We start from the raw sequence: 13,368 nt of genomic DNA on the forward strand, positions 1-13,368 counted from the left end.
TCTGTGTTTCGCGGAGCTAACGCTATCAGTCTCGATGCAAAAGGCCGTCTCGCCATGCCGAGCCGGTATCGTGACGAGCTCATTTCGCGAAGTTCGGGGCAGTTAATCATCACGATTGACGCTGTTGATCCTTGTTTGTGTGTTTACCCCCTCGATGAGTGGGAGTTGATTGAAACCAAGTTGCGCGCGCTGCCTTCATTGCGTGAAGAAAACCGCCGCCTCCAGCGTTTGCTGATCGGTAATGCCGTCGACCTTGAGCTCGATGGCAGCGGTCGTTTCCTGGTGCCTCCGCGTTTGCGCGAATACGCCCGGCTCGACAAGCGCGCCATGCTGGTAGGCCAGCTGAACAAGTTCCAATTGTGGGACGAAGATGCCTGGGATGCTGTTTCTGCAGCTGACCTGGCTGCTATTCAACAACCGGGCGCCATGCCTGATGAACTGCGTGATTTGATCCTGTGACTATTGATAGCGGCTTTAACCACATCACCGTACTGCTTGACGAAGCCGTTGAGGCTCTCGCCGTACGCGCGGATGGCTGCTATCTGGATGGCACCTTCGGCAGGGGCGGGCACAGCCGGTTGATACTCAGCCAGCTCGGGCCCAACGGTAAACTCCTCGGGTTCGACAAAGACCCTCAAGCGATTGCCACCGGGCAAGCGCTAGCGGCCGAAGACGGCCGCTTTGTCGTTGTGCAGCGCAGCTTTGCCGAGCTGGGCGCCGAAGTCGCCGAGCGCGGCATGGCAGGCAAGGTGGCCGGGGTTCTGCTCGACCTGGGCGTGTCTTCGCCGCAGCTCGATGACCCGGAGCGCGGCTTCAGCTTCATGAACGACGGCCCCCTCGACATGCGCATGGACCCGACGCGTGGCGTCAGCGCCGCGCAGTTCATTGCCACCGCGCCCGTGGAAGAAATCGCCCGGGTATTCAAGGAATACGGTGAAGAGCGCTTTGCCGGCCGCATGGCCCGCGCTGTCGTCGAGCGCCGTGAGATCCAGCCGTTCGAACGCACCGCTGACCTGGCCGAAGTGCTGAAGGTTGCCAACCCGGCCTGGGAAAAGGGCAAGAACCCGGCAACCCGTGCGTTCCAGGGCTTGCGCATTCACGTCAATAACGAATTGGGCGATCTGGAGGCCGGCCTCGAGGCTGCCCTCGAGGCGCTGGAAGTGGGGGGGCGCCTGGTGGTGATCAGTTTCCATTCCCTGGAAGACCGCATCGTCAAACTGTTTATGCGTCGTCTGGTCAAGGGCGAGTCCGACAACCTGCCGCGCAACCTGCCGGTGCGTTTCGAAGCGTTTGTGCCGAAAATCAAAATCCATGGCAAGGCGCAGTTCGCCTCCGAAGCCGAACTCAAGGCCAATCCACGTTCCCGTAGCGCCGTCATGCGCGTCGCGGAGAAGTTGCGGTGAGCAAGCTTTTCGCCAAACCCCTGCCGGGCGGCAGCTTCTTTATGTTGCTGCTGTTTGTCGGCGTGCTGGTGTCCGCAATTGCGGTGTCCTACAGCGCGCATTGGAATCGTCAGTTGCTCAACACCCTCTATGGGGAATTGAGCGTGCGCGACAAGGCGCAGGCGGAATGGGGCCGGCTGATCCTGGAGCAGAGCACCTGGACGGCCCATAGCCGTATCGAAGTGCTGGCCACCGAACAGTTGAAAATGCACATTCCTGGCGCGGCCGACGTTCGCATGGTGGCGCCATGATGAAGCTCGAGGGCGCGCTCTATCCATGGCGCTTCCGCCTGATGCTCGGCTTGCTGGCATTGATGGTCGGCGCGATCGTCTGGCGGATCTTCGACCTGCAGGTCGTCGACCGTGACTTCCTGATCGGCCAGGGCGATGCCCGTAGCCTGCGGCATATCCCGATTCCCGCGCACCGCGGCCTGATCACCGACCGTAATGGCGAGCCCCTGGCCGTGAGTACGCCGGTGACTACCCTGTGGGCCAACGCCAAGGAATTGCAGGTGGCCAAGGACAAGTGGCCCGAACTCGCCGCAGCCCTGGGGCAGGATCGCAAAGCGCTGACCGAGCGTCTGGAAGCCCAGGCCAATAAAGAATTCATCTACCTGGTTCGCGGGCTCACTCCTGAGCAGGGTCAGCAAGTGCTCGACCTTAAAATTCCCGGTGTCTACGGCATCGAGGAATTTCGTCGTTTCTACCCGGCCGGGGAAACCACTGCACACATGGTCGGTTTTACCGATATCGATGACCATGGCCGCGAAGGGGTCGAGTTGGCCTACGATGAATGGCTGGCCGGCGTTCCGGGCAAGCGCCAGGTCATCAAGGATCGGCGCGGCAGACTGATCAAGGATGTACAGGTCACAAAGAACGCCAAGGCCGGCAAGCCCTTGGCGTTGTCGATTGACTTGCGTCTGCAATACCTGGCCAACCGCGAACTGCGTAACGCAATCATCGAAAACGGCGCCAAAGCCGGCAGCCTGGTGATCATGGACGTGAAGACCGGCGAGATCCTCGCCATGGTCAACCAGCCGACATACAACCCGAACAACCGCCGCAACCTGCAACCGGCGATGATGCGCAACCGCGCCATGATCGACGTGTTCGAGCCGGGTTCGACCATGAAAGCCATCTCCATGAGTGCCGCCCTGGAAACCGGACGCTGGAAGCCCAGCGACAAGGTAGAGGTGTATCCAGGCACTTTGCAGTTGGGCAAGTACACCATTCGTGACGTGTCTCGCACCGAGGGCCCGGTGCTGGATCTGACCGGCATCCTGATCAACTCCAGTAACGTAGGCATGAGTAAGGTCGCCTTCGATATCGGTGGCGAAACCATCTACCACCTGGCGCAAAAAATCGGCCTGGGTCAACCCACCGGCCTCGACTTTCCCGGTGAGCGCGTAGGCAACCTGCCGAACTATCGCGACTGGAAAAAAGCCGAGACCGCCACGCTGTCCTACGGCTATGGCCTGTCGGTGACCGCGATCCAGCTGGCCCACGCTTTCTCTGTATTGGCCAATAACGGCCGCATGGTTCCGTTGAGCCTGATCCATGTTGACGAAGCGCCGAAAGCCACTCAGGTCATTCCGGAAAAAGTCGCCAAGACCATGCAAGGCATGCTGCAACAAGTGATCGAGGCGCCGCGTGGCGTTTTCCGCGCCCAGGTGCCGGCTTATCACGTGGCCGGCAAGTCCGGTACCGCGCGTAAAACCTCGGTTGGCACCAAGGGTTATGCGGAAAATTCCTATCGCTCGCTGTTCGCCGGTTTCGGCCCGATGAGCGACCCGCGCTACGCCATCGTCGTGGTGATCGATGAGCCGAGCAAGGCCGGTTACTTCGGTGGCCTGGTCTCGGCGCCGGTGTTCAGCAAAGTGATGTCCGGCACCCTGCGCCTGATGAACATCACGCCGGACAATCTGCCGCCGACCCAGCAAGCGAACGCCGCACCGCCGGTGGCCGCGGTAAAAGCCAATGGAGGGCGCGGCTGATGTCTCTTAGCCTGAACAAGATTTTTGCCCACGCCGGCCGCGATCTGTTGATCCGCGAGTTGAGCCTGGACAGCCGCACGGTACGCGCCGGTGACCTGTTCCTGGCGGTGCCCGGTGGCAAATTCGATGGCCGTGCGCATATCGCCGACGCCCTGCAGCGTGGCGCCGCCGCCGTGGCCTATGAAGTGGACGGCGCCACCGTGCTGCCGATCACCGATGTGCCATTGATTCCGGTGAAGAGCCTGGCCGCGCAGTTGTCCGACATTGCCGGGCGCTTCTATGGCGAGCCGAGCCGCCACCTCAACCTGGTGGGCGTGACCGGCACCAACGGCAAGACCAGCGTGACTCAGCTGGTCGCCCAGGCGCTGGACCTGCTGGGTCAGCATTGTGGCATCGTCGGTACCCTGGGCACCGGTTTTTACGGTGCGCTGCAAAGCGGCCTGCACACCACGCCGAACCCGATTGCCGTGCAAGCGACCCTGGCCGACCTGAAAAAGGCAGGCGCCAGGGCGGTTGCGATGGAGGTCTCGTCCCATGGTCTGGACCAGGGTCGCGTCACGGCGTTGGCGTTTGATGTGGCGGTGATGACCAACTTGTCCCGGGATCATCTGGATTACCACGGCACCATGGAGGCGTACGCCGCCGCCAAGGCCAGGTTGTTCGCCTGGAATGACCTGAAGTGCCGGGTGGTCAACCTCGACGACGCGTTCGGCCGCCAGTTGGCCGCCGAAGACAGCGAGGCGCGCTTGATCAGCTACAGCCTGGAAGATTCCAGCGCCTACCTGTATTGCCGTGAGGCCCATTTCAATGACGAAGGCGTGCGCGCTACGTTGGTCACGCCTCAGGGCGAACACCATGTGCGCAGCACCTTGCTTGGTCGCTTCAACCTGAGCAATGTCCTCGCCGCTATCGGCGCGCTGCTCGGTCTGGATTACGCCCTCGACGAAATCCTCAAGGTGCTACCGAAGCTCCAAGGCCCGGCCGGTCGCATGCAGCGCCTGGGTGGCGGCACGCAACCGTTGGTGGTGGTCGACTACGCCCACACCCCTGATGCACTGGAAAAAGTCCTGCTGGCGCTGCGCCCGCATGCCAAGGGCAAGCTGTTGTGCCTGTTCGGCTGCGGCGGCGACCGCGATCGCGGCAAGCGTCCGTTGATGGCCGAGATTGTCGAGCGCCTGGCTGACGGCGTGCTGGTGACCGACGATAATCCGCGCAGCGAAGACCCCGGCCGGATTTTCGACGATATCCGCGAAGGCTTCAAAGACACCGGCAACGTCACCTTCGTGCCCGGTCGCGGCGCAGCCATCGCTCAATTGATCGCCGGCGCCAGCGCGGATGACGTAGTGGTACTGGCCGGCAAAGGGCATGAGGACTACCAGGAAATCAATGGCGAGCGCCATGCCTTTTCCGATCTGGTCGAGGCCGATCGCGCCTTGACTGCCTGGGAGGCCGCCCATGCTTAAGGCGATGACATTCAGCCAGCTGACCCAGGCCTTGTCGGCCCGCGTGCTGTCCAGCGATTGCACGTTCGATGGCGTCAGTATCGACAGCCGTAATATCAAGCCCGGCCAGTTGTTCGTCGCCCTCGCAGGCCCGCGTTTCGATGGTCACGACTACCTTGATGAGGTCGCCGCCAAAGGCGCCGTGGGTGCCCTGGTGCAGCGTGAAGTGGCGCACGCCACCTTGCCGCAGTTGCTGGTTGCCGACACCCGCCTGGCCCTGGGTCAACTGGGCGCGCTGAACCGCGCCGCCTTCGACAAGCCGGTAGCCGCCGTCACCGGCTCCAGTGGCAAGACCACCGTCAAAGAGCTGTTGGCCGGTGTATTGCGCACGCGTGGGCCGGTGCTCGCCACCCGTGGCAACCTGAACAATGATTTCGGCGCACCGCTGACCCTGCTCGAGCTGGCCCCGGAACACACGGCGGCGGTGATCGAGCTGGGCGCATCACGCATCGGCGAGATTGCCTACACCGTGGCGCTGACCAAGCCTCACGTCGCGATTATCAACAACGCCGGTACCGCCCATGTCGGTGAGTTCGGCGGCCCGGAAAAAATCGTGGAAGCCAAGGGTGAAATCCTTGAGGGCCTCGGCGCCTCGGGCAGCGCTGTACTGAACCTGGATGACAAGGCGTTCGAAACCTGGCGTGCACGTGCCGCCGGTCGCAAGGTGCTGACGTTTGCGGTGCTGAACGCTGCGGCCGATTTCCACGCCTCGAACATTACCGTCGATGCGCGGGGCTGCCCGTCCTTTACCTTGCATACCCCGCAGGGCAATGAGCATGTGCAACTGAACCTGCTGGGCAACCATAACGTCGCCAACGCCCTGGCCGCCGCCGCCGCCGCTCACGCCCTGGGTGTTTCGCTGTTCGGCATCGCCACGGGCCTGGGCGCGGTGCAGCCGGTCAAGGGCCGCACCGTGGCGCAATTGGCCAGTAACGGCATGCGCGTGATCGACGACACCTACAACGCCAACCCATCTTCCATCAATGCCGCCGTGGATCTGCTCAAAGGCTTTGAGGGCCGCAAGGTGCTGGTACTGGGCGATATCGGCGAATTGGGCGATTGGGCCGAGCAAGGCCACCGCGAGGTCGGCGCCTATGCCGCCGGTAAAGTCGACGCGCTCTACGCGGTCGGCCCGAACATGGCTCACGCGGTAGACGCCTTCGGTCCCGGCGCGCGCCATTTCGCGAGCCAGGCTGAATTGATCCAGGCGTTGGCTGCGGCCGAGCACGATAAACAGACAACCATTTTGATCAAGGGATCGCGCAGCGCGGTGATGGAAAACGTCGTCGCAGCCTTGTGTGGCTCAAGTACGGAGAAACATTAATGCTGCTGCTGCTGGCTGAGTATCTGCAACAGTTCCACAAAGGCTTCGCGGTCTTTCAGTACCTGACCCTGCGCGGGATCCTGGGTGTGCTGACCGCGCTGTGTTTGTCGCTGTTCCTGGGGCCGTGGATGATCCGCACCCTGCAGAACCTGCAAATTGGTCAATCGGTTCGCAATGACGGCCCGCAGTCGCACCTGTCCAAGTCCGGCACCCCGACCATGGGCGGTGCGTTGATCCTGTCGTCCATCGGCGTCAGCACCTTGCTCTGGGCTGACCTGCATAACCGCTATGTGTGGGTGGTGTTGCTGGTGACCCTGCTGTTCGGCGCGATCGGCTGGGTGGATGACTACCGTAAAGTGATCGAGAAAAACTCCAAGGGCCTGCCAAGCCGCTGGAAGTATTTCTGGCAGTCGGTATTCGGCCTGGCGGCGGCGATCTTCCTGTACACCACCGCGCCAAGCGCCGTGGAAACCACCTTGATCATCCCGATGCTCAAGGACGCCAGCATCCCACTGGGCATCGGCTTTGTGGTGCTGACCTATTTCGTGATTGTCGGCTCCAGCAACGCGGTGAACCTGACCGACGGCCTCGACGGTCTGGCGATCATGCCGACGGTGATGGTGGGCGGCGCGCTCGGCATCTTCTGCTACCTGTCGGGTAACGTGAAATTCGCTGAATACCTGCTGATTCCCTATGTACCGGGCGCGGGCGAGCTGATCGTGTTCTGCGGCGCGCTGATCGGCGCCGGCCTGGGGTTCCTGTGGTTCAACACCTACCCGGCGCAAGTGTTCATGGGCGACGTCGGCGCACTGGCGCTGGGCGCGGCGCTGGGCACCATTGCGGTGATCGTGCGCCAGGAAATCGTGCTGTTCATCATGGGCGGTGTGTTCGTGATGGAAACCCTGTCGGTGGTCATCCAGGTGGCTTCCTTCAAATTGACCGGGCGCCGCGTATTTCGCATGGCGCCGATTCACCACCACTTTGAACTCAAGGGCTGGCCCGAGCCACGCGTGATCGTCCGTTTCTGGATCATCACCGTGATTCTGGTACTGGTCGGCCTTGCCACCCTGAAACTGAGGTAGAAACGAGTGTCCCTGATCGCTTCAGACCACTTCCGCATCGTTGTCGGCCTCGGCAAGAGCGGCATGTCCCTGGTTCGCTTCCTGGCGAACCGGGGCACGTCGTTCGCCGTGGCCGATACGCGGGAAAATCCACCGGAGCTGGTCACGCTGCGCCGTGACTACCCGCACGTGGAAGTGCGCTGTGGCGAACTGGATGTCGAATTTCTGTGCCGCGCCGATGAGCTCTACGTGAGCCCCGGCCTGGCGCTGGCCACACCGGCCCTGCAAGCTGCCGCTGCGCGTGGCGTGAAGCTGTCCGGCGATATCGACCTGTTTGCGCGCAATGCCAGGGCGCCGATCGTGGCCATCAGCGGCTCCAACGCGAAAAGCACCGTGACCACCCTGGTCGGCGAGATGGCGATGGCTGCCGGCAAGCGCGTGGCGGTGGGCGGTAATCTGGGGATGCCTGCACTGGACCTGCTCAGCGACGACGTTGAGCTGTACGTGATGGAATTGTCGAGTTTCCAGCTGGAAACCACTCACGAACTGGGGGCCGAAGTGGCCACCGTGTTGAACGTCAGTGAAGACCATATGGACCGCTACAGCGGCCTGCCGGCCTATCACCTGGCCAAGCACCGGATCTTCCGCGGCGCCAGGCAATTTGTGGTCAACCGCCAGGATGCCCTGAGTCGTCCATTGATAGGCGAGGGCATGCCATGCTGGACCTTCGGCCTGAGCAAGCCCGACTTCAAGGCGTTCGGCATTCGCGAAGAGAACGGCGAGAAATACCTGGCCTTCGAATTCCAGAACCTGATGCCGGTACGCGAACTGAAAATCCGTGGCGCCCATAACCAATCCAATGCCTTGGCGGCCCTGGCGCTCGGCCATGCGGTCGGCCTGCCATTCGACGCCATGCTCGCCGCCCTGCGCACGTTCGCCGGCCTTGAGCATCGCTGCCAGTGGGTACGCGACCTCGATGGCGTCAGCTATTACAACGATTCCAAGGCCACCAACGTCGGGGCTGCGCTGGCGGCCATCGAAGGCCTGGGAGCCGATATCGACGGTAAGGTGGTGCTGATCGCAGGCGGCGACGGCAAGGGTGCCGACTTCAAGGACCTTAAAGGCCCGGTGGCTGCGCATTGCCGCGCCGTGGTGCTGATGGGCCGCGATGCGAACCTGATCGCCGCCGCCCTGGGCGACGCCGTGCCGCAGGTGCGCGCCACGTCCCTGGACGATGCGATTGCCCAGTGCAATGCCCTGGCCCAGCCGGGTGATGCGGTGCTGCTGTCGCCGGCCTGCGCCAGTTTCGACATGTTCAAGAACTATGAAGAGCGCGGCCAGCTGTTCGCCCGCGCCGTGGAGGCTTTGGCATGAGCCTCAACCTGAAGAACATCATCAAGCCGTACCCGTCGCCGATCATTACCGGGCGCGGCATCGACCTGGATTTCCCGATGCTCGCCGGTTGCCTGGCGCTGCTCGGCCTGGGCCTGGTGATGATCACCTCGGCATCTTCCGAAGTGGCCGCCGTGCAGTCGGGCAATACCCTGTACATGATGATCCGTCACCTGGTGTACCTGGTGATCGGCCTCGGCGCGTGCATCGTCACCATGATGATTCCGATCGCCACCTGGCAGCGCCTGGGTTGGCTGATGCTGATCGGCGCGTTCGGCTTGCTGGTCATGGTGATCCTGCCCGGCATCGGCCGCGAGGTGAACGGTTCGATGCGCTGGATCGGCTTCGGTGCGTTCAACGTACAGCCGTCGGAAATCGCCAAGGTGTTCGTGGTGATTTACCTGGCCGGCTACCTGGTACGCCGTCAGAAAGAAGTTCGCGAAAGCTGGATGGGCTTCTTCAAGCCATTCATCGTGCTGCTGCCCATGGCCGGCCTGCTGCTGATGGAGCCCGACTTCGGTGCCACGGTGGTAATGATGGGCGCCGCAGCCGCCATGCTGTTCCTTGGCGGCGTCGGCCTGTTCCGCTTTACCTTGATGGTGGTGCTGGCGGTCGCGGCGGTCACGATCCTGGTGCAGGCGCAACCCTACCGGATGGCGCGCCTGATTACCTTCACCGACCCGTGGTCCGACCAGTTCGGTTCCGGCTACCAGCTGACCCAGGCATTGATCGCGTTCGGGCGCGGCGAGTGGCTGGGCGTGGGCCTGGGCAACAGCGTGCAGAAGCAGTTCTACCTGCCGGAAGCGCACACCGACTTCGTGTTCTCGGTGCTCGCCGAGGAACTGGGCGTGGTCGGTTCGCTGTGCACCGTCGCGCTGTTCGTATTTGTGTGCGTGCGCGGCATGTACATCGGCCTGTGGGCCGAGAAGGCCAAACAGTATTTCGCCGCCTATGTGGCGTACGGCTTGTCGTTCCTGTGGATCGGCCAGTTCCTGATCAATATCGGCGTGAACGTCGGCTTGCTGCCGACCAAGGGCCTGACGTTGCCGTTCCTCAGTTACGGCGGCAGTTCGCTGGTGATTTGCTGCGCTTGCCTGGGCTTGTTGCTGCGCATCGAGTGGGAAAGTCGTACGCATCTGGGCAGCGAAGAGATGGAGTTCAGCGAAAGCGACTTCGCCGAGGAGCCGACCCATGGGCGCTAACGTGCTGATCATGGCCGGCGGCACCGGGGGCCATGTGTTCCCGGCCCTGGCCTGCGCGCGCGAATTCCAGAACCGTGGCTACAGCGTGCACTGGTTGGGCACGCCGCGCGGCATCGAGAACGAGCTGGTGCCGAGTGCCGGGTTGCCGCTGCACCTGATCAACGTTACCGGCTTGCGCGGCAAGGGCAAATTGTCCCTGCTCAAGGCGCCGTTCGTGTTGCTCAAGGCGGTGATGCAGGCGCGCAAGATTATCCGCGAACTGAAGCCGGTGTGCGTGCTCGGCTTTGGCGGCTATGTGACCGGCCCCGGTGGCGTGGCGGCAAAGCTCGCCGGCGTACCGGTGATTGTCCATGAACAGAACGCCGTCGCCGGCACCGCCAACCGTTTGCTGGTGCCCCTGGCCGCGCGGGTATGTGAAGCCTTCCCAAACACCTTCGCGGCTTCGGACAAACGCCGCACCACCGGTAACCCGGTGCGCACCGAGCTGTTCATGGGCATTGCCCGTGACGCGCTGGCCGGACGCAAGGTACACCTGCTGATCCTCGGCGGCAGCCTGGGTGCCGAGCCGCTGAACAAACTGCTGCCTGAAGCCGTTGCGCAACTGCCTGAAGCGCTGCGCCCGGAGATCTTCCATCAGGCTGGCAAAAACCACGATGAAGTCACCGCCACGCGCTATCGCGAAGCCGGTGTCGAGGCGAACGTAAAGCCCTTCATCAAAGACATGGCCCACGCCTATGGCTGGGCCGACCTGGTGGTCTGTCGCGCTGGTGCGCTGACCGTCAGTGAACTGGCCGCCGCCGGTCTGCCGTCGTTGCTGGTGCCTCTGCCCCATGCGATCGACGATCACCAGACCCGCAACGCCGAATATTTGGCCGGGGAGGGCGCTGCCTTCCTGCTGCCGCAAAGAACGACTGGCGCCGCCGATTTGGCCGCACGCCTGACCGAGGTTTTGATGCAACCGGAACGACTCAACAGCATGGCGAGCACCGCAAGCCGCCTGGCCAAACCTGACGCAACCCGCACCGTGGTCGATATCTGCCTGGAGGTGGCTCATGGTTGAGAATCAGAAAGCCATGCCGCAACCGGAAATGCGCCGCATCCGTCGCATCCACTTCGTCGGTATCGGCGGCGTGGGCATGTGCGGGATTGCCGAAGTATTGCTCAACCTGGGCTATCAAGTGTCCGGATCTGACCTGAAAGAGTCGCCGGTCACCGAGCGCCTGAAGTCCTTTGGCGCGCAGATCTTCATCGGCCACCGTGCCGAGAACGCCGCCGAGGCTGACGTGCTGGTCGTGTCCAGCGCCGTGAACACCTCCAACCCGGAAGTGGCCACCGCCCTCGAACGCCGTATCCCTGTGGTGCCGCGTGCCGAGATGCTTGCCGAACTGATGCGCTACCGCCATGGCATCGCCGTCGCCGGTACTCATGGCAAGACCACCACCACCAGCCTGATCGCCTCGGTGTTCGCCGCCGGTGGCCTTGACCCGACTTTCGTCATCGGTGGCCGCCTGAATGCAGCCGGCACCAATGCCCAACTCGGCACCAGCCGCTACCTGATCGCCGAAGCCGATGAAAGCGACGCGAGCTTCCTGCACCTGCAACCGCTGGTCGCCGTCGTCACCAACATCGACGAAGACCACATGGCAACCTACGACGGTGACTTCAACAAGTTGAAGAAAACCTTCGTCGACTTCCTGCACAACCTGCCGTTCTACGGGTTGGCGGTGGTGTGCCTGGACGACCCGGTGGTGCGCGAGATCCTGCCGCAGGTCAAGCGTCCGACCGTGACCTACGGCTTCAGCGAAGACGCCGACGTGCGCGCCATCAATGTGCGCCAGGCCGGCATGCAGACCTTCTTCACCGTGCTGCGCCCCGACCGCGAGCCGCTGGATGTTTCGGTGAATATGCCGGGCAACCACAACGTACTGAACTCCCTGGCGACCATCTGCATCGCCACCGATGAGGGCGTCAGCGATGAAGCCATTGTCGAAGGCCTGTCGCGCTTTGCCGGTGTCGGCCGGCGCTTCCAGGTCTACGGTCAACTGCCGGTCGAAGGCGGCGACGTGATGCTGGTGGACGACTACGGTCACCACCCGACCGAAGTTGCCGCGGTGATCAAGGCCGTGCGTGGTGGCTGGCCGGAGCGCCGCCTGGTGATGGTCTACCAGCCGCACCGCTACAGCCGTACCCGCGACTTGTACGACGACTTCGTCAATGTATTGGCCGATGCCAACGTGCTGCTCCTGATGGAGGTGTACCCGGCCGGTGAAGAACCGATCCCGGGCGCCGACAGCCGCAAGCTGTGCAACAGCATCCGCCAGCGCGGGCAGTTGGACCCGATCTACATCGAGCGTGGCGTGGACCTGGCGCCGATCGTCAAGCCGCTGCTGCGCGCCGGCGACATCCTGCTGTGCCAGGGTGCCGGTGATATCGGTGGTCTTGCGCCTAAATTGCTCGCCAGCCCGCTGTTTGCAGCCCAGAAGGGGACGTCGAAATGATCACTGATTACGCCTCCCTGTCCTCCACTGTCGCGCCTGCCGACTTCGGTCGCGTCGCGGTGCTGTTCGGCGGCAAGAGCGCCGAGCGCGAAGTGTCGCTCAAGTCCGGCAATGCCGTGCTTGAGGCGCTGCAAAGCGCTGGCGTGAACGCGTTCGGCATCGACGTGGGCGATGACTTCCTCGCCCGTCTGCTGGCCGAAAAGATCGACCGCGCCTTCATCATTCTGCATGGCCGTGGCGGTGAAGACGGCAGCATGCAGGGCCTGCTTGAGTGCGCCGGCATCCCTTACACCGGCAGCGGCGTGCTGGCCTCGGCGCTGGCGATGGACAAGTTGCGCACCAAGCAGGTGTGGCACAGCCTGGGGATTCCGACGCCGCGTCACGCCGTGCTGTGCAGCGAAGACGATTGTATTTCTGCGGCCAAGGAACTGGGCCTGCCTTTGATCGTCAAACCAGCCCATGAAGGCTCCAGTATCGGCATGGCCAAAGTGAACTCGGCCGCCGAATTGATCGACGCATGGAAAGCGGCAAGCACCTACGATTCGCAAGTGATGGTGGAACAGTGGATCCAGGGTCCCGAGTACACCATCGCCACCCTGCGTGGCCAGGTATTGCCGCCGATCGCATTGGGCACGCCCCACACTTTCTACGATTACGACGCCAAGTACGTGGCTTCCGATACCCAGTACCGGATTCCCTGCGGTCTTGACGCAACCAAGGAACAGCAACTGATGGACCTCACGGCGAAAGCCTGTGAGGCGCTGGGTATCGCCGGTTGGGCGCGGGCGGACGTGATGCAGGATGACCAGGGCAATTTCTGGTTCCTGGAAGTCAACACCGCACCGGGCATGACCGACCACAGCCTGGTCCCCATGGCTGCCCGTGCCGCCGGCCTGGATTTTCAGCAGTTGGTGCTGGCGATCCTGGCCGCAAGCATCGAGCCAAGAGGCTAAT

General features: G+C 62.9%; 12 protein-coding genes. All 12 read left to right on the forward strand.

What is annotated here, in order from left to right; translation table 11 throughout:
* The first annotated feature begins 3 nt into the window (after positions 1–3).
* From mraZ to MRY17_RS04560, 12 genes are read left to right on the forward strand one after another with little or no spacing between them, the layout of a single operon-like run.
* Complete coding sequence (gene mraZ / locus MRY17_RS04505; protein WP_004371993.1) at positions 4–459, forward strand: division/cell wall cluster transcriptional repressor MraZ; 456 nt, start codon at positions 4–6, stop codon at positions 457–459.
* Entirely contained in the window at positions 456–1,403 is a 948-nt protein-coding gene (gene rsmH, locus MRY17_RS04510) for a 16S rRNA (cytosine(1402)-N(4))-methyltransferase RsmH (RefSeq protein WP_065892620.1), read from the forward strand. Before mraZ ends, rsmH begins: the two co-directional genes overlap by 4 nt.
* A complete protein-coding gene (gene ftsL / locus MRY17_RS04515) occupies positions 1,400–1,693 on the forward strand; it encodes a cell division protein FtsL (protein WP_057724615.1) in 294 nt (97 codons plus the stop codon). Before rsmH ends, ftsL begins: the two co-directional genes overlap by 4 nt.
* The gene (locus tag MRY17_RS04520) at positions 1,693–3,435 is read left to right on the forward strand and encodes a peptidoglycan D,D-transpeptidase FtsI family protein (protein ID WP_163001703.1); all 1,743 of its coding nucleotides are present in this window, start codon (positions 1,693–1,695) and stop codon (positions 3,433–3,435) included. The genes ftsL and MRY17_RS04520 overlap by 1 nt, the downstream gene beginning before the upstream one ends.
* Positions 3,435–4,898 (forward strand): UDP-N-acetylmuramoyl-L-alanyl-D-glutamate--2,6-diaminopimelate ligase, encoded by a 1,464-nt coding sequence (locus tag MRY17_RS04525; protein ID WP_243353350.1) that lies wholly within the window; start codon positions 3,435–3,437, stop codon positions 4,896–4,898. Before MRY17_RS04520 ends, MRY17_RS04525 begins: the two co-directional genes overlap by 1 nt.
* Positions 4,891–6,261 carry a UDP-N-acetylmuramoyl-tripeptide--D-alanyl-D-alanine ligase gene (locus MRY17_RS04530; RefSeq protein WP_243353351.1) on the forward strand — a complete coding sequence of 457 codons (1,371 nt, stop codon included), beginning with the start codon at positions 4,891–4,893 and terminating at the stop codon, positions 6,259–6,261. The genes MRY17_RS04525 and MRY17_RS04530 overlap by 8 nt, the downstream gene beginning before the upstream one ends.
* Positions 6,261–7,343 (forward strand): phospho-N-acetylmuramoyl-pentapeptide-transferase, encoded by a 1,083-nt coding sequence (gene mraY, locus MRY17_RS04535; RefSeq protein WP_057724619.1) that lies wholly within the window; start codon positions 6,261–6,263, stop codon positions 7,341–7,343. The genes MRY17_RS04530 and mraY overlap by 1 nt, the downstream gene beginning before the upstream one ends.
* Positions 7,344–7,349: 6 nt before the next feature.
* Positions 7,350–8,696 carry a UDP-N-acetylmuramoyl-L-alanine--D-glutamate ligase gene (murD, locus tag MRY17_RS04540; protein WP_181282637.1) on the forward strand — a complete coding sequence of 449 codons (1,347 nt, stop codon included), beginning with the start codon at positions 7,350–7,352 and terminating at the stop codon, positions 8,694–8,696.
* Positions 8,693–9,916, forward strand: a complete 1,224-nt coding sequence (gene ftsW, locus MRY17_RS04545; RefSeq protein WP_065885825.1) for a putative lipid II flippase FtsW — start codon at positions 8,693–8,695, stop codon at positions 9,914–9,916. Before murD ends, ftsW begins: the two co-directional genes overlap by 4 nt.
* Positions 9,906–10,976, forward strand: coding sequence for an undecaprenyldiphospho-muramoylpentapeptide beta-N-acetylglucosaminyltransferase (gene murG, locus MRY17_RS04550; RefSeq protein ID WP_191951639.1), 1,071 nt, complete (start codon positions 9,906–9,908; stop codon positions 10,974–10,976). The genes ftsW and murG overlap by 11 nt, the downstream gene beginning before the upstream one ends.
* The gene (gene murC / locus MRY17_RS04555) at positions 10,969–12,414 is read left to right on the forward strand and encodes a UDP-N-acetylmuramate--L-alanine ligase (protein WP_181282635.1); all 1,446 of its coding nucleotides are present in this window, start codon (positions 10,969–10,971) and stop codon (positions 12,412–12,414) included. Before murG ends, murC begins: the two co-directional genes overlap by 8 nt.
* Positions 12,411–13,367, forward strand: a complete 957-nt coding sequence (locus tag MRY17_RS04560; protein ID WP_124357097.1) for a D-alanine--D-alanine ligase — start codon at positions 12,411–12,413, stop codon at positions 13,365–13,367. Before murC ends, MRY17_RS04560 begins: the two co-directional genes overlap by 4 nt.
* Position 13,368 lies beyond the last annotated feature (1 nt).

It is taken from the genome of Pseudomonas orientalis, assembly GCF_022807995.1.
GTDB classification, from domain to species: domain Bacteria; phylum Pseudomonadota; class Gammaproteobacteria; order Pseudomonadales; family Pseudomonadaceae; genus Aquipseudomonas; species Aquipseudomonas orientalis_B.